At 30.6% G+C, this 22,621-nt stretch carries 20 protein-coding genes; 15 read left to right on the forward strand and 5 right to left on the reverse strand.

Annotated elements, in window-relative coordinates; genetic code table 11:
- Positions 1-15 precede the first annotated feature (15 nt).
- Both AC5M21_RS08275 and AC5M21_RS08280 read right to left on the reverse strand, forming a co-directional pair.
- Positions 16-225 carry a helix-turn-helix transcriptional regulator gene (locus AC5M21_RS08275; RefSeq protein WP_008789257.1) on the reverse strand — a complete coding sequence of 70 codons (210 nt, stop codon included), beginning with the start codon at positions 223-225 and terminating at the stop codon, positions 16-18.
- Positions 226-500: 275 nt separating this feature from the next.
- Positions 501-821 (reverse strand): DUF6442 family protein, encoded by a 321-nt coding sequence (locus AC5M21_RS08280; RefSeq protein WP_008789258.1) that lies wholly within the window; start codon positions 819-821, stop codon positions 501-503.
- 326 nt (positions 822-1,147) lie between these two features.
- Here AC5M21_RS08280 and AC5M21_RS08285 point away from each other — a divergent pair, with 326 nt between their 5' ends.
- Together AC5M21_RS08285 and carB are read left to right on the forward strand one after the other, a co-directional pair.
- The gene (locus tag AC5M21_RS08285; protein ID WP_008789259.1) at positions 1,148-2,227 is read left to right on the forward strand and encodes a carbamoyl phosphate synthase small subunit; all 1,080 of its coding nucleotides are present in this window, start codon (positions 1,148-1,150) and stop codon (positions 2,225-2,227) included.
- Positions 2,220-5,417: a carbamoyl-phosphate synthase large subunit gene (carB, locus tag AC5M21_RS08290; protein ID WP_117599010.1), complete on the forward strand. Its 3,198-nt coding sequence runs from the start codon at positions 2,220-2,222 to the stop codon at positions 5,415-5,417. The genes AC5M21_RS08285 and carB overlap by 8 nt, the downstream gene beginning before the upstream one ends.
- Positions 5,418-5,460: 43 nt before the next feature.
- Here the strand turns inward: carB and AC5M21_RS08295 are convergent, their stop codons facing one another.
- On the reverse strand, positions 5,461-5,928 hold the full coding sequence (locus tag AC5M21_RS08295; protein WP_008789261.1) for a hypothetical protein: 468 nt from the start codon (positions 5,926-5,928) through the stop codon (positions 5,461-5,463).
- Positions 5,929-6,119: 191 nt separating this feature from the next.
- Between AC5M21_RS08295 and AC5M21_RS08300 the strand changes: the two genes are divergently transcribed.
- The 10 genes from AC5M21_RS08300 to AC5M21_RS08345 all read left to right on the forward strand — a co-directional run bounded on the left by AC5M21_RS08300 (position 6,120) and on the right by AC5M21_RS08345 (position 16,041).
- Complete coding sequence (locus AC5M21_RS08300; protein ID WP_008789262.1) at positions 6,120-6,665, forward strand: LemA family protein; 546 nt, start codon at positions 6,120-6,122, stop codon at positions 6,663-6,665.
- Position 6,666: 1 nt separating this feature from the next.
- Positions 6,667-8,451: a DUF2207 family protein gene (locus AC5M21_RS08305; RefSeq protein ID WP_017144054.1), complete on the forward strand. Its 1,785-nt coding sequence runs from the start codon at positions 6,667-6,669 to the stop codon at positions 8,449-8,451.
- Positions 8,452-8,465: 14 nt separating this feature from the next.
- The gene (locus tag AC5M21_RS08310) at positions 8,466-9,377 is read left to right on the forward strand and encodes a D-alanyl-D-alanine carboxypeptidase family protein (RefSeq protein ID WP_008789264.1); all 912 of its coding nucleotides are present in this window, start codon (positions 8,466-8,468) and stop codon (positions 9,375-9,377) included.
- 8 nt (positions 9,378-9,385) lie between these two features.
- Positions 9,386-9,895, forward strand: a complete 510-nt coding sequence (locus AC5M21_RS08315; protein ID WP_008789265.1) for a dUTP diphosphatase — start codon at positions 9,386-9,388, stop codon at positions 9,893-9,895.
- A 9-nt stretch (positions 9,896-9,904) separates the two neighbouring features.
- Positions 9,905-11,032 (forward strand): CapA family protein, encoded by a 1,128-nt coding sequence (locus AC5M21_RS08320; protein ID WP_117599011.1) that lies wholly within the window; start codon positions 9,905-9,907, stop codon positions 11,030-11,032.
- 454 nt (positions 11,033-11,486) lie between these two features.
- Entirely contained in the window at positions 11,487-12,104 is a 618-nt protein-coding gene (locus AC5M21_RS08325) for a CDP-alcohol phosphatidyltransferase family protein (RefSeq protein ID WP_008789267.1), read from the forward strand.
- On the forward strand, positions 12,104-12,982 hold the full coding sequence (locus tag AC5M21_RS08330) for a phosphatidylserine decarboxylase (protein ID WP_008789268.1): 879 nt from the start codon (positions 12,104-12,106) through the stop codon (positions 12,980-12,982). Before AC5M21_RS08325 ends, AC5M21_RS08330 begins: the two co-directional genes overlap by 1 nt.
- Before the next feature lie 31 nt (positions 12,983-13,013).
- Positions 13,014-13,787 (forward strand): ParA family protein, encoded by a 774-nt coding sequence (locus tag AC5M21_RS08335; RefSeq protein WP_008789269.1) that lies wholly within the window; start codon positions 13,014-13,016, stop codon positions 13,785-13,787.
- The gene (locus AC5M21_RS08340) at positions 13,774-14,667 is read left to right on the forward strand and encodes a ParB/RepB/Spo0J family partition protein (RefSeq protein WP_008789270.1); all 894 of its coding nucleotides are present in this window, start codon (positions 13,774-13,776) and stop codon (positions 14,665-14,667) included. Before AC5M21_RS08335 ends, AC5M21_RS08340 begins: the two co-directional genes overlap by 14 nt.
- A 39-nt stretch (positions 14,668-14,706) precedes the next feature.
- Positions 14,707-16,041 (forward strand): MATE family efflux transporter, encoded by a 1,335-nt coding sequence (locus AC5M21_RS08345; protein ID WP_017144055.1) that lies wholly within the window; start codon positions 14,707-14,709, stop codon positions 16,039-16,041.
- A gap of 219 nt (positions 16,042-16,260) precedes the next feature.
- On the opposite strand, the gene AC5M21_RS08350 is transcribed toward AC5M21_RS08345, so the two are convergent.
- The gene (locus AC5M21_RS08350; RefSeq protein ID WP_008789272.1) at positions 16,261-17,601 is read right to left on the reverse strand and encodes an ABC transporter ATP-binding protein; all 1,341 of its coding nucleotides are present in this window, start codon (positions 17,599-17,601) and stop codon (positions 16,261-16,263) included.
- Positions 17,573-18,895, reverse strand: a complete 1,323-nt coding sequence (locus AC5M21_RS08355; protein WP_008789273.1) for an FtsX-like permease family protein — start codon at positions 18,893-18,895, stop codon at positions 17,573-17,575. The genes AC5M21_RS08350 and AC5M21_RS08355 overlap by 29 nt, the downstream gene beginning before the upstream one ends.
- A gap of 328 nt (positions 18,896-19,223) precedes the next feature.
- On the opposite strand from AC5M21_RS08355, the gene AC5M21_RS08360 reads away from it, so the two are divergent.
- From AC5M21_RS08360 to AC5M21_RS08370, 3 genes are all read left to right on the forward strand, one after another.
- Positions 19,224-20,057 carry a DegV family protein gene (locus AC5M21_RS08360; protein ID WP_008789274.1) on the forward strand — a complete coding sequence of 278 codons (834 nt, stop codon included), beginning with the start codon at positions 19,224-19,226 and terminating at the stop codon, positions 20,055-20,057.
- 121 nt (positions 20,058-20,178) lie between these two features.
- Positions 20,179-21,483, forward strand: coding sequence for a PTS sugar transporter subunit IIC (locus AC5M21_RS08365; RefSeq protein WP_008789275.1), 1,305 nt, complete (start codon positions 20,179-20,181; stop codon positions 21,481-21,483).
- A gap of 63 nt (positions 21,484-21,546) precedes the next feature.
- Positions 21,547-22,581, forward strand: coding sequence for a LacI family DNA-binding transcriptional regulator (locus AC5M21_RS08370; RefSeq protein WP_008789276.1), 1,035 nt, complete (start codon positions 21,547-21,549; stop codon positions 22,579-22,581).
- Positions 22,582-22,621 lie beyond the last annotated feature (40 nt).

Raw genomic sequence — 22,621 nt, forward strand, 5'->3', positions numbered from 1 at the left:
ATATTTCTGGTCTCTTTAATCAAAGTAGAATAATTCTTCAAATGTTTTATCTAAAGCAATACATAATATGAGTGCTAATTTGGCAGTTGGGTTAAATTGCCCAGTCTCAATTGAACTGATAGTTTGTCTAGAAACACCAACCATTTTAGCTAGCTCTGTTTGCGAGATATTCTTTTCATGACGTGCCTCTTTTAAATTATTTCTAAGAATTAATTGATCATTCATTTTATCTTATCCCATCCTAACATATCATAAGCTTATTTTATAAATCATTAAGCCGATAAAATTCAGTGTACAAGTTCTATCGATTTTAAAATATCCACTCATTCCATAAAAACAAATAAGAAAAATGAATTGGAGGATAAAGACAACATCTGTAATCACGTCCTCTTAAGATCATAAAAATGACATGACTATATATACCAACAAGCCTCATCGATATAAAGTCTTTCAATAAAGAGTTCTCCTTCATTTTTCCACTATTGGATATTTATCATGTCCTAACCAAGTACATCAATAATATAAGTTCCAATAATAAGTATTGTGAGAAGACCCCAACCAATACCTAAAACAATATGTGTTCTTTTATGGGTTTTTAAACCAAAATAAAGATTTTGGCAACACATAATCATACAAACAATACCATAAACATCATAATAAGGCTGATTTGCTAGTATTTTAATAACCATGAGAACAATACAAATGATAAAACTTGAAATGACAGCAAACTGATTAGCTTTTAACATTATTTGCATCTCCATTTCATCAAGATCATTTTCATTTTTCTTTTTTGCCTTTTCAAGAATCTCATCTTTTTGCATATTATCATCTCCATCATTGACAAGTTTTCTTTACATATCTATTATATCATGACAAGTTTACTTGTCAATATGTTTGGTATAATAAATATATTTCCAATGTTTGTAATAAAATAATAACATAATAATAAAAAATTATAAAAAGTTCTTGCATATTTATATAAATTTAACTATACTGTATAAAGAAAAAAGAAAGGAATGAGAAGTATGGTGAATTTTTATAAAATTGTTAATAACAAAATATGTCATCAATCACTTTTCTCATTTTTATATTTATTAAAAACATATCATTATATTTGATATGTTTTTTTGTAACATAAGGAGGCACTATGAAAGCATATTTAATTTTAGAAGATGGTCATATTTTTGAAGGTGAGAGTTTTGGAGCGCAAAGAGAAATCATTAGTGAATTTGTATTTAATACATCTATGACAGGTTATTTAGAGGTTTTAAGTGATCCGTCTTATGCAGGACAAAGCGTTGTTATGACATATCCGTTGATTGGAAATTATGGTGTATGTTTAGAAGATCAGGAATCTTCTCAACCATATATACAAGGATTAATAGTCAATGAACTTGCAAGAGTAGGAAGTCATTTTAGAAAGAATATGGATTTAGAGGAATATTGTATTCAAAATGATATTCCAGGAATTCAGGGTATTGATACAAGATATCTGACAAAGATGATAAGAAATCAAGGTTGTATGAATGGTATGATTACAACAACCTATTATGAAAATCGAGAAGATATTATAGAAAAAATAAAAGCGTTTCAAGTGACTGGTGAGGTTTTAAAAACAACTTGTCAAAAACCGTATACAATAGGCATTGGTAAAAAGAAGGTAGCCCTTTATGATTTTGGTGCTAAAAAGAATATTGCAAAAGAATTGGTCAAGAGAGATTGTATAGTGACAGTTTATCCTGCTACAACTTCAGCTGCTGATATTTTAAAGGAAGGTTATGATGGTATTATGTTATCTAATGGTCCTGGTGATCCTAGTGAATGTGTTGATATTATTAATCAAATTAAGATATTAATGAAGAGTGGAATACCGATTTTTGCTATATGTTTGGGTCATCAGTTAATGGCACTGGCTAATGGATTTCAAACAGAGAAATTGAAATATGGACATCATGGAGCAAATCATCCAGTCAAAGATTTATCAACTGGACGTGTCTATATTTCTACACAGAATCATAATTATGTCGTGAAAGATGAGACGATTGATAGTTATATCGCTAAACCATGGTTTCGTAATGTGAATGATCAAACGATTGAGGGGATAGAGTATATTCATAAGAATATTAAAACTGTGCAATTTCATCCTGAAGCATGTGCTGGACCATTGGATACAAGTTATTTATTTGATGAATTTATGAAAATGATGGAGGATAAGAATCATGCCTAAGAATAAAGATATCAAAAAAGTTTTAGTCATTGGTTCTGGACCAATTATTATTGGTCAGGCTGCTGAGTTTGACTATGCAGGAACACAAGCATGTCGAGCATTGAAAGAAGAAGGCGTTGAAGTTGTTTTAATCAATTCTAATCCAGCAACAATTATGACAGATAAAGATATTGCTGATAAAGTTTATATAGAGCCATTGACATTGCCAGTAGTTAAAAACTTAATTAAGAAAGAAAAACCTGATAGTATTTTACCAACATTGGGAGGACAAAATGCTTTAAATATTGCAATGGCGTTAGCTGATGAAGGGTTCTTAAAGGAACATCATGTTGAGACTATTGGAACGTCCACAAGAACAATTAAATTAGCAGAGGATAGATTGGAATTTAAAACATTGATGGAAACAATCAATGAACCTTGTGCTGCATCTATTGTAGTAAATCATGTTGATGATGCGATTGTTTTTGCAGATAAAATTGGTTATCCTGTTGTTGTCAGACCTGCTTATACATTGGGAGGAACAGGTGGTGGTATTGCTGCAAATGAAAAAGAATTACATGACATTTGTTCCAATGGTTTGCGATTGTCACGTGTCAACCAATGTTTAATTGAACGTTGTATTGCTGGGTGGAAAGAAATCGAATATGAGGTTATGCGTGATAGTGCAGGCAATTGTATTACAGTATGTAACATGGAAAACTTAGATCCTGTTGGAGTACATACTGGAGATAGTATTGTTGTGGCACCAAGTCAAACACTGAGTGATAAGGAATATCAGATGTTAAGAAGCTCAGCTTTCAATATTATTACTGCATTAGATATCCAAGGGGGATGTAATGTTCAATATGCATTAAATCCTGATAGTTTTGAATATTGTGTTATTGAGGTCAATCCACGCGTTTCGCGTTCATCTGCTTTAGCCTCTAAAGCAACAGGGTATCCAATTGCAAAATTAGCAGCCAAAATTGCTTTAGGGTATACTTTAGATGAAATTGTCAATGTTGTCACTGGAAAGACATTTGCTTCCTATGAACCAACTTTAGATTATATTGTTTGCAAAATTCCAAAGTGGCCATTTGATAAGTTTGTAGGTGCATCTAGAGAATTAGGGACACAGATGAAAGCAACTGGTGAGGTTATGAGCATCTGTAATAATTTTGAAGGTGCACTTATGAAAGCTATTCGTTCTCTTGAACAAAATGTATATGATCTGTTTATTCCGGAATTAGAAAATCTTCAAAAAGAAGAACTCATTCATAAGTTAAAAGATGTTGATGACCAAAGAATCTTTGTAGTAGCACAAGCTCTTAGAAAAGAAATTGCTGCGAAAGATATTCACGAGATTACAAAAATTGATCTTTGGTTTATTGATAAAATTCAGCATCTTATTGAGGTTGAACAGCAATTAAAAACACAAGAGCTCACAGTTGAGTTATTAAAGCTAGCCAAACGCTTAGAATTTCCGGATAGAGTTATTGCTAAGTATACAGGAAAAAGTGAAAAAGAAATTCATGAAATGAGAAAAACTCAGCATATAACAGCGGCCTACAAAACAGTTGACACATGTGCTGCTGAATTTGATGCATCTACACCATACTATTATTCTGTTCATGGTGGTTATAATGAAGTGAATCCCCAAAATGATAAAAAGAAAATTATGGTATTGGGGTCAGGACCCATCCGTATTGGTCAGGGGATAGAGTTTGATTATTGTTCAGTCCATTGTGTATGGGCACTTAAAGCTGCTGGATATGAAACGATTATTGTGAATAATAATCCAGAAACAGTTTCTACAGATTTTGATATAGCAGATAGATTATATTTTGAACCATTAACCCCAGAAGATATTGAAAGTATTATTGACATTGAAAAGCCAGATGGTGCTATTGTTCAATTTGGTGGACAAACAGCAATACAATTAACAAAGGCTTTAATGGAAATGGGAGTAAAAATCTTAGGAACATCTGCTGCTGATGTAGATGCTGCTGAAGACAGAGAAAGATTTGATGAAATTTTAGAAAAATGTGGAATTGATCGTCCAAAAGGTTCAACAGTTTTTACAATTGAAGAAGCAATTGAAACTGCTCAGCGCTTAGGCTATCCTGTCTTAGTAAGACCATCATATGTTTTAGGTGGAGCAGGTATGGAAATTGCTTTAAATGATGGTGATGTAAAGAAATTTATGGGTATTATTAATCGTCAATATCAAGAACATCCTATCTTAATTGATAAGTACCTGGCTGGTAAGGAAGTTGAGGTCGATGCCATATGTGATGAAAATGGTATCCTTATTCCTGGAATTATGGAACATGTTGAACGTGCTGGTGTTCATAGTGGCGATAGTATTTCTGTTTATCCAACACAAAAGATTAAATCTGAAATTAAGGAGATTATAGTTGATTACACGAAAAGGCTTGCTGAAGCTCTGCATGTTATTGGATTGATTAATATTCAATTTATTGTTTATGAAGATCAAGTTTATGTTATTGAAGTCAATCCAAGGTCGTCTCGTACAATTCCTTATATTTCTAAAGTAACAGATATTCCCGTTGTAGATATTGCGACTCATGTGATTATGGGAAAATCAATCAAAGACCAAGGTTATAAATATGGCTTAGCACCTGAAAAAGATACAATTGCTATTAAGATGCCAGTTTTTTCCTTTGAAAAAATTAAAGGTGCTGAAATAAGTCTAGGACCTGAAATGAAGTCTACTGGTGAAGTACTAGGAATTTCGACAGATTATGATGAAGCCATCTATAAAGCCTTTATTGGAACTGGAATACAATTACCTAAGAAAAAGAATATTATTTGTACAATTAAAGATAGTGCAAAAGATGAATTCTTGCCAATTGCTAAAGAATATTATCAATTTGGATATGACATATATGCAACAAAAGGAACATATCAATTCTTAAAACAGCATGATATTCCAGTTCAATTGGTCAATAGAATTAATGATCCAGCTGATACAATCTTTGATTTAATGTTAACAGATACAGTCGATCTTATTATTGATATCCCAACCAGAAATAATAATTTAAAAGATGGATTTATGATTAGAAGATTTGCAGTTGAAGCAGGAATTCCTATTTATACATCATTAGATACTGCTCAAGCATTAATCCACTGTCTACAGATTCGTCAACAAGGAGATACTTCATTAGTAGATATAACAAAACTCACATAAATAGGAAAAGGACAAATGAATGTCCTTTTCCTTTATAATAACGTTATATACGACTTTCAAGCAAATAGAGTTTCAATTCTTGAGGAGAATAAATAATAAATAAAGAATCATTATCTTTATCAATTTTTTTCCAAGTGTATTCTTGTGTAAAATCAGGCATTTTATCATAGCCTTTTCCTGATTGTGTTGCCTGGATAAAAGCATTTTCAAGATCAGTGTCTTGAATACGATTCATTTTTATTGTTTGAATTTGGTTTTCATTCTTTAATTTGAGGACAAAGAACTTTTCAGAATCGCCTCTAAAACTCATATCTGATATTTTATAATCAATCAGTTCTGGGGAACCATCTATTTGAATTTTCCATTCATTTTGAATGGTGCGAACTGTTTTATAAGCATACTGCTCATCAGGATCAGTCTTAAACATACCAGTATAATCACAAAAGAATACAATACTTATAAATATGAGACCAAATATAGGTATAATGAATAAAATTTTTTTCTTTTTCATGCAGATTCCTCCTATTCTTAAAGTTCTTTATTATTGTTTCTTATATACCAAATGTATATCTTGATTGATGATTTGTCAACATATGTCATTGCAATATAAACTATAATTTTATGAAATAGTAGAAATTAATGAGAAATTAAGGAATTTTGTGGCAAGATAGTCTATAATAATAACATAAGGAGGTTATCATTATGATATGGATTATTGTAGGTATTATCGTTGTGTTGGTTTTATATGTGGGAATGACATATAATTCTCTCACAGGATTAAGAAATAAAGTGAAAACAAATTGGGCACAAATTGATGTTGTCTTAAAGAGACGTGCTGATTTAATTCCTAATTTGGTAGAAACAGTGAAAGGATATGCTAAGCATGAGCAAGAGACATTGGATCATGTTATTAAAGCAAGAAATACTTATGTGAGTGCTTCTTTGCCAGAGGATCAGATGAAAGCAGCTGGTGAATTAACACAGGCATTAAATAAATTAATGATGTTAAGTGAAGCTTATCCAGATTTAAAAGCTAATACAAATTTTATTCAATTACAAAATGAATTAAGAGATACAGAAGATAAAATTACTTATGCAAGACAGTTTTATAACGATTCTGTTTATGCATATCAAAACAAAATTGAAATGTTCCCTTCAGTTATTGTGGCGAATATGTTTGGATTTAAGCCAGCAACATTCTTTGAAGTTGATGAGGCTGATAAGCAAGCACCAGAGGTTAAATTCTAAAATGAAAAAGAAAATATGTATCATATTTTCTCTTTTTCTCAGTTGCCTCTTTTCTATAAGTCCAGTTGCTGCTAGCAGTGTGGATTTAAATGATATGGTTGTCAATGCCTATATTAATGAGGATGGGAGTGCACATATACAAGAAATATGGGATATGAATGTTAATGAGGGAACAGAAGTTTATAAAGTCTTTGATAATATGGGAGCATCACAGATTTCAAATTTACAGGTCAAAGATGAAAATGGTCTTGTTTATCGCAATATTGGTGAATGGGATGTTAATGCCAGTCGTACTGAGAAAAATGGTAAGTGTGGACTTGTTACAAAGGCGGATGGCTATGAACTGTGTTTTGGTGTTGGTGAATATGGCAACAGAACGTATACGTTTGAATATGATGTCTCTTATTTTGTAAATCAATATACGAATGATCAAGGTATTAATTATGCATTTTTCTCTGAAATGGAATTAGAGCCAAGACAAGCAAAAATTACTCTTTCTTCACCATATGAATTTAATGAGAATAATGCTTCTATATGGGCGTTTGGTTATAATGGAAAAGTATCATTTGAAGATGGAAAAGTCATTATGGAATCTGATGGAAGTGTTCCAGAAGGTGCTAAAATGCAACTCTTAATGCGTATTGATAATGGAACTTTTACAAAGGCATATGATAAGGGTGAAGATTTTCAGGATGTTTTAGCTGATGCTAAACAAGGCAGCGACTATAATGATAATGATTATAGTCAAAATAATGGATATTATAATTCATTTACCTATGACAGTTATGGAAATTCAAATAATGGATATTTGAGTATATTTATCCCTGGGTTTGTTATTTTTTGCATTATAGGTTTTATTGTCATTGTTTCATTTTTGGCTAAATCAAGTAAAAAAGAAAAATTTACGTTTAGTGATCAAATACCACTTGATATCAACAATGTGAATATGTTTAGAGATATTCCTTGTCAAAAAGATATTTTTAAGTTTTATTACCTAGCCAAGAAAATTGGACTGATTAGCGATAGTGATAAAGGCGGAATGATTTCAGCTGTATTGTTAAAATGGATTCGTAGTGGCTTTATTGAATTTGAAAAGACTGAAGAAACACATATGATATTCTTGAAAAAAGAAGGTTTTTCAATTGATTTAGATAAAGAAATTCTTCTAGATCATCCTTTAGAATTGAAACTATTGGGATTTTTTAGAAATGCAGCTGGATCTAATAGAAAACTGGAAACAAAAGAATTTGATCAGTGGTGTCAATCTCATTATGAAGAGATTGATCATTGGTTTGAAGAGATTGAAACGAATATTGAAAGTGAATATCGCGAAAAGGGTTTATTAAAGTTAGAAACAACCTATACTCAATTTATGGGTATGAAAATCTCTCATAATACAGATGTTTTTGATGCATCAGTACGTGAGGAAATGGAGCATATTATAGGTTTAAAGAAATTCTTGCAAGAGATGAGTTTAATAGATGAAAAAGAAGTGATAGAGGTCAAATTATGGGAAGAATATTTAATCTTTGCATCTATATTAGGTATTGCGGACAAAGTTCAAGAACAACTTGGAAAAATGTGTCCAACATTCAATGAACAATCAAATCTTGATACGATTTATACAATGCATATGGTTCATATGTTTGCTTATAATAGTATGCGTGCTTCAGCATCAGCACATGCTCAGGCTGAGGCTGCCAGATCTGGTGGATTTGGTGGTGGTTCTTCATTTGGAGGAGGCGGAGGAGGCTTCTCAGGTGGAGGCGGTGGCGGTGTTCGCTAGAAGGAGATAGAAAAATGAAAAAGATAGCTTTACTAACAATGATTGGTGCATTATGTTTAACTGGTTGTTCTATAGTAAAAGAAGAAGATAAAACAGCACCAGCATTAGAATTAACAAAAACAAGAGTACAGGTTGGAGTGAATTCACAAGTTGATTATCAATCTTATATTCAAAAAGCAATTGATGAAGTTGATGGAGATTTAATTTCAGCAGTTCAATATAATGAAATTGACACTTCAAAGACTGGTCAATATGAAGTTCAATACACTGTTAAGGATGAAAGTGGCAATGAAAGCAAACAAACATTATTGGTAGATGTTGTAAAATACTTTCAAAATGGAATCTTTAGTCCGTTAGGTGTAAAAGCAGATACAGTTGATAATCCAGAAGATGTAACAGTTCTTGTGAATAAATTACATCAGATTCCAGAAGGATGGACTCCAGATGATTTAGAACCAGTTATTGATAATGCTAATCAGAAATTAAGAAAAGAAGCAAATGAGGCTTATACAAAATTTTATAATGCTGCAAAAGCAAAAGGTATCGATATTTATTCTATATCTGGATATCGTACAAACGCAACTCAAACCTTATATTGGAATAATCAAGTGAAAGTTTATGGTGAGGAATATGCATCTCAATATAGTGCTTATCCAGGAAGAAGTGAGCATCAATTAGGTTTAGCAATTGATGTTTCATACACAACTCAAGGAGATCGTTTAAGTGAAAAAGTTGCTGATAGCGCAATTGGTAAGTTTATAATCAGTGATGCTTATAAATATGGATTTACCTTAAGATATAAGAAAGATAAGGTTGCTATTACAAATTATGGATACGAACCATGGCATATTCGTTATGTTGGTATAGATTTAGCAACAAAATTACATGATCAGAATTTAACTTTAGAGGAATATTACAAACAATAGGAGGAGTTATGGATACAGCAAAGTTTTATAAAGTCTCATATGAGCAATTTGAAGAAGGTTTCTTAGATTATAATGCTAATGCTTCAAAAGAAATAATTCATAATATTTATAATGAATTGAAGTTACCCAAAAGAGCAACGAAAGGATCAGCAGGGTATGATTTTTATACTCCTATTGATGTTTATCTTAAACCTGGAGAAACATTAAAAATACCAACAGGTATACGTTGTGAAATGAATGAGAGATGGGTTCTTATGATCTATCCAAGAAGTGGATTAGGATTTAAATATCGTTTACAGCTTAATAATACAGTTGGAGTTATTGATAGTGATTATTTTTATTCTGATAATGAAGGTCATATTTTCATTAAAATAACAAATGATTCTAATGAAGGAAAAATTGTAGATGTCAAAAAAGGACAAGGTATCGCTCAAGGAATTTTTATGCAATATGGTATTGTTGAAGATGATGATGTATCAGAGTTGCGTAATGGAGGATTTGGGAGCACAACCAGATAAGGAGTTTATATGAAAATAATTAAATTAATAGTAGCAATGTTATTGATTGTAGGCTGTTCAGCCCCAAAAGATACAACAAAAGACACACCTGTAACAAAAGAAAATAAAGTCTCATTTACAGCAGTTGGAGATAATCTTATGCATCAGTTATTGTTAGATAAAGCCAAGACTGATAATGGTTATGATTTTAGCCCTTATTATACAAATATCAAGCCATTCATTGAAAAGAGTGATCTGGCATTTGTGAATCAGGAAACAATTTTAGGTGGAGGTAAAGCTTCAGGATATCCTAATTTTAATACACCTGATATTATGGCAAAGAATTTACAGGATGTTGGTTTTGATATTGTGAATGGTGCAACAAATCATTCATTAGACAAGGGTGGAGATGCTATATTAAATTCTATTAAAGTTTTCCAGCAATATAAGAATATGAAATACATAGGTTTATATGAATCTCAAGAAAAAAGAGATGATATTACTGTTGTTGAACAAAATGGAATTAAGATTGCTCTGTTATCGTATAATCAATTAACAAATGGTCACAAAATGCCAAATTCGTATTGTATGAATCTTTTTGATGAAGACGTTATTAAAAAAGATGTAGAGAATGCAAAAGAAATTAGTGATTTTGTTGTTGTGTCATGCCATTGGGGAAATGAATACGATACAGAACCAGATGCTTTTCAAAAGAAATATGCAAAATTATTTGCTGATTTAGGAGTGGATGTTATCTTAGGAACTCATTCACATACTTTACAACCAGTAGAATGGGTAGAAGGCAAAGATGGTCATAAGACATTAGTTGCATATAGTTTAGGTAACTTTGTAAGTGGTATGATGGAAGAAGAAACACAATTGGAAGGTATGATATCTTTTGACTTAAAGAAAGAAGATAATCGTTGTTCTATTGAAAATGTAGTTTTAACACCTTTGGTTAATCATTATGAAATTACTAACTTAAAAGATGCTTATGGAACAAGACAAAATTTTACTGTTTATAGATTAAAAGATTATACAGAAGAACTTGCAAAGAAACATGGTCTTAATGGTTATGAAGGTATTCAAATTTCTATAGCAAAGATGAAAGAGAAAGTAAATAAAAGAATATCGAGTGGAATTCAAATTGATATGTAGATGTGTAGAATTCATCTAATAAATTTGATTGTCTTTTAAATAATGGCATATATAACTTTGCCATTATTTTTCTTATTACTGGATAGTTTATATCGAATGGATAGTCGTGAAATATATAATATTGTAGGAATAAATAGATTATTGCATTAACAACTGGCTAGAATTATATTTTAGTTTTTATTTATTTGTAGTGTTATAAATTGGATATTATATTTCTTATATAGAAAAAAATCTTTGAAAATGTATTGAAGAAGAAAAGAATCAAGATGTTATTAAATATAAGAATTTTTTGAATCTATAAAGTCATAATTTACCATTTTATCATGAAATATTGAGTTTTGGATACAATCAAGAACAAAAGAAAAGGTAATTTTTGTGATTTGATAAAAGGGCTATAAAAAAATGTAGAAGTATGCTATAATACAGACGTTAAACTAGAAATTGGGAGAAGAATATGATTGGTTATTATAATTATACGGTTATATTAACGTATTTAAGTCTAATCAGTGCTTTATTTGGGACACATTTGGCATTTCAGGGAGAAACTGTTGCTGCTCTCACATGTTTGTTATTATGTGGAGCTTTTGACTCATTCGATGGAATGGTTGCTCGTACCAAAAAAGGTAGAACTGAAGCAGAAAAGAAGTTTGGTATACAAATAGATTCACTTGTTGATATGTTTAGTTTTGGTATCTTTCCAGCAATCATTGGTTATACAATGGGACTTACTGGCTGGTTATGGGGAATTATATTTGGTATCTATGCTATTTGTGCAGTGAGTCGACTTGGATATTTTAATGTTGTCGAGGAAATGAGACAAAAAGAAACAACTGAAAAACGTAAATATTATCAAGGACTACCTGTAACAAGTGCTTCTTTAATTTTTCCAGCAATTTACTTGTTAAAGGGATTTTTGAGTCCTTTGTTAACATATAGCATATATGGATGGTGTATGGCACTTGTGGCTATTGCTTTTGTTGTTGATTTTAAGGTGATTAAACCAGGATTAAAAGGTATTATAGGAATGGCTTTTGTAGGATTTCTCATTTTTATAGGATTGATGTTTGTATAATGAAAATTTATGATAGAAATGGTCAAGAGGTCATTGTTGATCAGGGCCAGAATAATCTCTTAAAATTATTATATAGTCATTTTTTAGGAAGATGTGTGCTCAAAGTGCTAACCCTTCCTTTTATTACCCATATTGGTGGGATGTATATGAATAGTTCTTTTTCAAAACGTAAAATTCAGCCATTTATTCATAACAATCACATTGATATGAGTCAATATGTTCAAAAGGAATATAGCAGTTATAATGATTTTTTTACAAGACATATTATTGAAGGTCAAAGACAAATTCGATTAGAAGAAAATATTTTTATAGCACCTGCTGATTCAAAACTTACATACTATCCAATTACTGAAAATATTCAATTAAAAATAAAAGATTCTCTCTATAGTTTAGAAGACTTATTACAAAATGTAGAATTAGCGAAACAATATCATGGAGGCATCTGTTTAATCTTTAGATTAACAGTTGATGATTATCATCGATACTGTTTTGTTGATTCAGGAACAAAAGAAAAGGATTGTTATATTCAAGGGATTTTCCATACAGTTAATCCAATTGCAAATGATTATTATCCAATATATAAACGTAATTCACGCTCATATTCTGTATTGCATACAGATCATTTTAATGATGTTATTTATATGGAAGTGGGAGCAATGATGGTTGGTAAGATTGTGAATCACGATTTACAAAGTTTCCAAAAGGGGCAAGAAAAAGGTTATTTTGAATTTGGTGGTTCAACAATCGTTGTCCTACTTAAAAAGGATATTATAGATGTTGATGAAGACATTATTAGAAATTCTAGTCATCATGATGAAACAAGAGTTCTTATGGGTGAAAAAATAGGTATAAAAAAGAGAAAGGCTATGTTAAAATAGTTACGCATAATTATTAGAGGAGGAAATATAAATGTCAAAGGTTATAGCAGTCACAAATCAAAAAGGTGGCGTTGGAAAAACAACAACAAGTGTTAATTTAAGTGCTGCGCTTGCGTATATGGGAAAGAAAGTGCTATTGGTTGATATTGATCCTCAAGCAAATGCTACACAAGGAATAGGTGTAGATCGTTCATCGTTATCATTAACAGTGTATGATGCAATTACACAAAGTACACCATTAAAAGACATTATTATTTCTACAGATGTAAAAAATTTAGATATAGTTCCTGCTAATATAGATTTGGCAGGTGTTGAAATTGAACTATCACAAGTAAAATCAGGTAGAGAACAAAGAATTAGAAATGCATTGGAAACAGTGAAAGAACGCTATGACTTTGTAATTATTGATTGTCCCCCTGCGTTGGGACTATTAAATACAAATGCTTTGACAGCCTCAGATGCAGTATTGATACCAGTTCAATGTGAATATTATGCATTGGAAGGATTAACACAATTACTTAATACTATTTTATTAACACAAAAAGTTTTTAATGAGAAATTAACTATTGAGGGTGTTCTTTTAACAATGTTAGATTCACGTACAAATTTAGGTATCGAAGTTTCTCAGGAAGTGAGAAAATACTTTAGAGAAAAAGTCTATGATGTTGTCATTCCTAGAAATATTAAATTATCAGAAGCACCATCTGAAGGATTAAATATCTTTGATTATGATAATACATCTGAAGGTGCAAAAGCATATGCAAAATTAGCTAAGGAAGTGGTGAAACGTAATGCCAGCAAGTAAAAAAACAAAGAAGTTAGGAAAAGGATTGGATGCTATTTTTGGAGAGGCATCACAAGGTGGAGATTTACAATCAGTCATTAGTGCTATTGAGAAAAAAGCCCCACAGTTATCCCAGGTAGAAGTTAAGTTAAAAGATATTAGACCTAATCCATATCAGCCTAGAAAGCATTTTGATGAAGAAAAGTTAAATGAGTTAGCTGTTTCAATCAAAGAACATGGAATTTTCCAGCCAATTATTTTGAAAGAATCTGTTCAGGGCTATGAAATTGTTGCTGGAGAAAGACGTTTTAGAGCAGCATCTATTGTTGGTTTAGAGGAAGTTCCAGCTATTATAGTTGATTTTTCGGATCAGCAAATGATGGAGATTGCATTATTAGAAAATATTCAAAGAGAAGACTTAAATGCAATTGAAGAAGCTCAAGCATATCAGTCTATGATGAAGAAATTGAAGCTGACACAAGAAGAATTATCAAAACGTGTTGGAAAATCAAGAGCTCATATTGCAAACACAGTAAGACTTTTAAAAATGCCTAAAAAGTTACAAGATTATGTTTTAGAAGGTACATTAACAATGGGTCATATTAAACCATTGATTACAATAGATGAAAAGAAAGCTTTAGAAGTTGCTCAAAAAGCAATTGATAACGAATTGTCTGTTAGAGAAGTTGAAGATATTGTGAAAGGTATCAAACTTCAGGATGCAAGAAAAGCGAAGCCTAAAGAGGAGAAGCCTAAAGAATATGTTTATGTAGAAGGATTATTAAGAAAAAAATATCGTACAAAAATTAAAGTAGATGATAATACGATTACAATTAAATATTCTGATACAAAGGATTTAAATAGAATATTAGAAATTATGGGAGTTATTGAAGAAGACTAAAGATAGAGGTATCTATCTTTTTGTTTACAGGGAGATATTATGGAGAAGAAGATTAATTTATTAGAGGGACCAATATTTTCAAGCTTAATGAAATTAGCATTACCAATTATGGGAACATCCTTAATTCAAATGGCTTACAATTTAACAGATATGATTTGGATTGGAAGAATCGGTGCTAATGCAGTTGCTGCTGTTGGTAGTGCTGGGATGTATATGTGGTTATCTAATGGTATCAGTACACTTGCAAAGATGGGTGGACAAGTTCGTGTTGGTCAATCAATTGGCTCACAGAATAAAAAAGATGCTGCTCAATATGCTTCTGCTACTATTCAGTTAGGAATCATTTTTGGAGTTATTTATGGAATGATTACATTATTATTTCATAGTCAGATGATAGGATTTTTTCATTTGACATCACCTGATGTTATTAAAGATGCAGAAATATATCTAATTATTACTTGTGGGTTTGTTGTTATTAATTTTGTTAATCAGATATTTACAAGTTTGATGACTGCTATTGGAAATAGTCATCATCCATTTGTTGCGACTGCTATTGGATTGGTTATTAATATTGTCTTAGATCCATTATTAATATTTGGACTTCATATGGGTGTTATGGGAGCTGCTATAGCAACAGTTATTGCCCAGGCAATTGTGTTGATATTGATGTTATACTATGCTAAAAAAGATAAAATACTATTTGATGAGATGAGAGTCATGCAAAAAAATACATCCTCTATATTTATGAAGATTATTAAAATAGGATTTCCAACAGGTATACAAAGTATGTGTTTTACTTTCATTTCAATGGTTATTGCTAGATTCATTGCAGGATATGGGGATGTAGCAATTGCAGTGCAAAAGGTAGGATCGCAGATAGAATCTATATCTTGGATGAGTGCAGAAGGCTTTGGAAATGCATTGAATGCCTTTGTGGCACAAAATTATGGTGCAGAAAATATAGAAAGAGTTAAAAAAGGAACTTTTTCAGCCCTTAAGACTTGCATGATATGGGGTGTTTTTACAACGCTTGTGTTACTTATATTTCCACAGTTTATATTCCAAATTTTTATTAGTGAAAAAGATGTTATACCTTTAGGTATAGATTATTTACAAATACTCGCTTTTTCACAATTGTTTATGTGTATAGAAAGTACTTTAGCAGGAGCGTTAAATGGGCTTGGAAAAACCTTTATCCCTTCCTCAGTATCCATTGTACTCACAGTGGCAAGAATACCTCTTGTTATGATTTTATCAACAACCTTCTTAGCACTTAATGGAATTTGGTGGTCTATTTCTATATCAAGTATTGCTAAAGGAGTTGTTATAGCTATCTGTTACAGTAGAGTCATGAAGAAAATAAAAGCAGAATAAAATATTATGGATACTGTAGGGATATTTAGTGATGAAGCAGTTTCTAAAAAATCTATAAATTTTGAAGATATTGTTGATAGTATTGTTTAAGTAACATGGCTTGAATTATTATGAGAAACCTTGCTATTAAGTAAATGACATGATTAAATCATTTAATGATAATTTTTATCTCTAGTATATGAAAAGACATATCATTGAATATGTCTTTTTCTAAAGGTATTATTTAAATTTAGTTGCAGATACACCATTAATACTTTCTGCTTCACCATACTTTATTAAATCTTTATGAGTTCTTTGAAAGTATTTAGTACGTTCATATTCTTTTGGATATTTCTTGTAAGCTTCTTCGATTTTTCTAGGATCATCAATAGGAATCTGTAATTGATGAAAATATTGAATAATGTTTATGAAATCATCCTGATTTTTGGCTTTCCATAAATACGTACCTTCAGCAGTTTTAAGATCAACCAATACTGAAAATGTATATTGACTAAATAATCCAAAGTTGACAAAGCGTGCTTTTAAATTAAGACTGATTTCTTGTACTGAAGATAAATCAAATTGGATATCATCATTTTTTTGATTGCGATATCTCACAATTGTTCCATTGATATGAAGAGGTGTATTATGTCTTTCACGATCTTTATCATAAGGTTGACCATCTATAATAATATAAAAACTTTGACGAGAAACAAATTCTTTTTTTGTATCCTGAATAGCTATTGCTGGAATTGCATCTTCTTCATAAGTTTCTTGTAAATCATTTTCTGGCAAAACATCTTGAGAAAATTCTTTTAATAAGCTATCTTGTGTAGTAATACTATTAATATTTTTAAAGAATTCAATCTGAGTATCTTGATGTTTATGAATGACTGTTTGAATACCACCATCATAAAGATACATCATTGTCTTTGCATAGCTTGCGATCATTGCATCATGAGTAACAAGAAGAATCGTTGTCCCAGTTTGATTTAAATGAGATAAAATTTTGAGAACTTTATGCGAGTTCTTGGAGTCTAGATTACCAGTTGGTTCATCACAAACAAGAATTTTAGGTTGATTAATTAATGCACGGGCAATAGCAATTCTTTGACATTCTCCACCTGAACATTCATTAGGGAATTTATCAAGTAAATCTTCTATTTCTAAGTCTCGAGCAATTTCAACAACTCTATTTTGAAGTGTTTTTGGATTTTCTTTAGCCAACATTGCAGGTGATGCAATATTGTCAAAAACTGAAAGATAGGAAATGAGATTATGATCCTGAAATACAAAACCTAAATACTCATATCTAAATTGACATAATTCATTTTTATTAAGTGTTGAAATATCCTTGTTCATGATTCTGATACTTCCACTTGATATTTTATCAAGTGTAGATAAACAATTAAGAAGTGTGCTTTTTCCAGAACCAGAAGGTCCCATAATACAAATAAAATCACCTTCATCTAAAACAAAATTTACATTATCTAATGCATAAATATTTTTACCACGTTTCAAAAATATATCTGGGTCATAAACCTTTGTAATATTATTGGCCTCTATTAAGATATTTGACATTATTCGTAACCTCCTTTAAAGTTATTCTTTCTTTTATAAAAATATATATCATAATAGCCATATAAATACAGAAATAAGAAACAGCAATGCCTATAATTGTTGAAATACTTAATAAATTTTCTAAATATGACTTATATAAGAGTTCACCTAAAAAAAGAAATGGAATAATTATAACTAATATCAGAAAAAGCAAATTCTTAATGATTAAAATTAATTTTAATTTTTGGGGACTATAACCAATAGCATAATAAGTGGCTAATGGCATTCTTTGTTCATGATCATATATAGTGAATCGGAGTAGAAAACATAAACCAATCATGATAATTGTCATCAAAAAACATGGAAAAACAATGGCTGCAACTACAGGGTTATATGATGAGAAAAATAATAAGAAGATAATAATAGGAATAATACAGACATTTAAATTCATTAATGTTGCCATAACTCTTGAAAATTCACTGAAATGTGATAGACCATTCATCAAAATAGGGTGTTTTAATAGTATTGAATTATGCATTAAATCATATATAAGTGGAATCGTTGTATTAACTATTAAAATAATGCCAGCTAATGCATAAACAAATGACATTAAGAGATTTTGAAATGATAAATCAGAATTCATTAATTGAAATAACGATTGCACTGTTAAAAAGACAATAAAACAGGAAATAATGATTGAAAAAATAGGTGTCTTCTTTTTATGAATTGCACTCATTTGAGGTTTATATGGTGGTTTAGCTAAAACAGATTTATGAGAAACATATTTTGCAAGATCAGTGTCTAAACGTACAAATTGATGTGCACTTATTGCAAGAATAACAAGAAGTGTGAAAATAACAAAACAGAAGTTATAAAGAATAACTGTCGGTACCTGGTAGTTCATCTGAACTGATGATGTTCCTGATAATGTATAATTAATGATATACATAATACCATTTCCTAAAGCAATTCCAATAAGAAAGGCTATAGCAGTGAGACCTCCAAATTGAATCATAAGGTAAGTAAATAAATCTTTAGGTGACCTTCCTGATAATAAGAGAATAGAAAATTCTTGTTTTTTATTGATAATGAAATATTTTGTGACAAAAGCACTCAAAATAAAGGCAATGAATGCAGGTAAAGCGGGTATAGCATTGAGTGATGCTCTTGTTTCAATCGGAAACTCAAAATGTGTAAAAGCATCATACATTGCCAGAAAACTAAACTCAAATGCAGAAAGAAATATAAGAATGATAAGTAGTAAATGATATTCTTTCTTTCTGTTATGGTAAACCTTTCTTATAAATGTTAACATAACATTCACCTCTCTTATCTAAATAATAACACACAACAAAAACAATATAAATAATAATATGATATTATATATATATTAATCATAATTTTTATGTTCATACAAATGTATATTTGACAATCTCATAAGATTCTTCACTTATCATATATCCTAGTATACTTATTTATTGGTGAAAGTATAATAAGTTTTTATTTAAAGTCACGTTAATAATTACATATCATTAAAAGGGATTACCTCTACTCTATGTAGTAATCAAAACTATATTAATATTGACATTATCCGACAGATTTGGTAACGTATACATAAGAGGAAGAATATGAGGAGATAGATTATGAAAATTATTACAGATACAGGTTCATTATACTCACCTGAAGAAGGAAAAAAGATTGGTATTGATGTATTACCCCTAAATGTTATGGTAGATCATAAAAACTATCAAGAATATGTGGACATTCAAAGTTCAGAATTTATTGAAATAGTGAAACAAGGACATGTTCCTACATCATCACAACCTGCAATAGGAGTGACAATGGAAGTGTTTGAAAAGTATCCAGATGAAGAACTTCTTGTCATTAATATGGCAGATGGGTTATCTGGAACTTATCAGAGTACATTGGGAGTTAAAGAAAGTATGGATCATCCAGAGCATATACATGTCATGAATTCTATGACTTTATGTGGACCGCAAAGATATTTAGTAGAAAAAGCTGTCCGTTTAAGGGATGAAGGACTTTCATTAGAAGATATCAAGAAAGAACTCTATAAAAGTATTGCAGGTGAAGTTTCATTTTTAATTCCACAAGATTTTGGTTTCTTAAAAAGAGGTGGTAGATTAACTCCATTGGCTGCAACTGTTGGTGGTATGTTACGTATTACTCCTATTATGACAAAAACTAAGGATGCAAAAAGACTTGAAAAATTTGCCATGAAAAAAACATTCAAAAGTGCTATTAAAGAAATTATTAAATACTTTCAGGATAATGGAATTAACGAAAATTATAAAATTTATATTTCACATGCAGGAGTGCTTGAACAAGCGAAATCAGCAATGGAACAAATCCGAGCTGTCTTTGAAAATGTTGCTATTGAAATATACGATTTATCTCCAGCATTTATTACTCAAGGTGGACCTGGGTGTATTGCTATTCAAACGATAAGGAAATAACATCAAAAGATGTTATTTTTTTAAAAATATGTTGAAACGTTTCAAAATAAATTGACAAACGATTACAGAGTGTGTATATTATAATTGTGAAACGTTTCAAAATAATTAGGGAGGAATTTATATGGAAGCATTAACTGAAAAATTGACAAACTTATTATTACCCATTTCAAACGCATTGAATAATAATAAACATCTAACTGCTGTTAAAAATGCAATGATGTTTACAATTCCGTTTATGATTGTTGGTGGTATCTTTTGTTTATTAGCACAACCACCTGTACCATCAACATTGGAACCAACGAATTTCTTTTATTCTTTCTTATTGTCATGGAAAGCTTGGGCAACAGCGAATGGTGGTGTCTTATTGCCAGTATTTAATTTGACAATTAACTTTATTGCTGTTTATGTTGCTTTTGGAGTCGCTTATGAATTAGCAAAAGATTATGCAATTGATAAATTAGCAGCTGGATTTTGTTCACTATTTATTTTCTTTTTAACTTCTGCTGCACCCTTCACTGATAAAACACTAGGAACTATTATTTCTTGTGGTAACTTAGGTGGTGTAGGTATGTTCTATGCAATAATTGTTGCATTTGTTGTTTGTGAGATCTATAGATTTTGTAAAGTGAAAAATTTTAAAATCAAATTACCAGAGCAAGTACCACCTAATGTTTCTGCACCTTTTGAGGCATTAATTCCATTTACAATCTCTACATTACTTTTCTTAGTTTTAAATATTATCAGTTTGAATGTGATGGATTCAAATCTTTGTAAATTAATTTATGCAATTATTCAACCACTTTTATCAGCATCTGGCTCATTACCATCAGTCATTATGATTAGTATATTATTGAGTTTATTTTGGTTTATGGGGATTCATGGAAACAATTTGGTTGGATCAGTTCTCACACCTATTACAACTGCTAATTTAGCCATTAATGCGCAATTTATTATGACTGGTCAAGGATCTCCAACACCTTTGGCAGGTGCATTTATGACGATATTTGGGAACTGGATGTCTTATCCAGCTATGATGTTAGTGTTCTTTTTAGTCGCAAAATCAGCACAGTTAAAGTCATTACGTAAACTTGCGTTGGTTCCAGATTTATTTAACATTAATGAACCATTAACATTTGGTGTACCAATTGTTATGAACGTTCTCTTAGCATTACCTATTATGATATGTAATGTCATTATGTGTACCGCTGCCTATTTATTAATGGATTCAGGCATTGTGGGAAGTATTTATATAAGTTTACCATTTACTTGTCCAGGCATTTTAAATCTATTTTTATCAACAGGAGACGTGAAAACAATATTCATGTGGTTGATTATGTTTGCTGTAGACGTTGTGATTCTCTTCCCATTTGTCAAAATGTATGATAAACAACTTTTAAAAGAAGAAAATGCAAGTATAGATGAATAAAAAAGAGGATAAATAAAAAGAGTTATGATATAATGACTATTACTAGAGAAATTAGGTGATTATATGGTAACAATTAAAGATATCGCAAAAAAATTAAATTTAGGAGTATCAACTGTTTCCATGGCTTTAAATGGAAATTCTAAAATTAAAGAAGAAACAAGAACTCTCGTTCTTAATGCTGCAAAAGAGTTAGGATATGTGAAGAATGGACTTGCTGTTGATTTACAACAAGGACATTCTCAGCTTATTTTGCTTGTTGTTGAAGACGCATCTAGACCATTCTTTTCTAAGGTGATTGATTTTATTCAAAGAAGAGTTGCTTATCATAATTTTGATTTGCTCATTACAACAACATATTTAAAACATGATCATACAGCTAAAAAATATATTTCTGAGCATCGTGCTGCTGGTGCCATTATTTATACAATGAATATTGATGATGATTTTATACTTCAATACGCTTCACCTGACTTTCCAATCGTTGTCATGGGAAGAGAAATCAAGGGAGACTATGTCACATCTTTACCAAAATTTAATAAAACATGTACAATTACAGAATATTTTATTTCACATGGATTTCATAAAATTGCATTGGTATTAGGTGCTTTAGATACATTAGGCTCAATTAGAAGATTAGAAAATTATTTACAATCATTAGATAATGCCCATATTTGTATTGATGAAAATAAAATGTTTTATGCAGAAGCAAGTACTTATGAAGCCGGTTATGAGGTTACAAAAACAATGATAGAATATATTCGTCAAGGTGATATAGATTCAATTGTTTATGCTAATGATGATATAGCAATTGGTGGTCTGTTGTGTTTAAATGCTCATGGCATTAAAGTTCCAGATGATGTCTCTATTATTGGTGGAACAAATTTATTACAGTCAAAAATAGTGACGCCAGCTTTAAGTACTTTGGGTTCTAATGATGAAACATTATCTTATCATTATGCGGTTGATTATTTAGTAGCTGCAATATTAAAAAATGACACTTCTGTAGTAGAACAAAAATATGAAGAGAGATTCAAGAATTTAAAAGAAGTCATTATTGAAAGAGAAACAGTAAAACTCCTAAAGAAAGTCATTCGGTAAAATGTCAAGAAAATAAATAAAATCTTTTTTAGATAAATCA

The sequence above is a fragment of the Coprobacillus sp. genome (assembly GCF_984815275.1).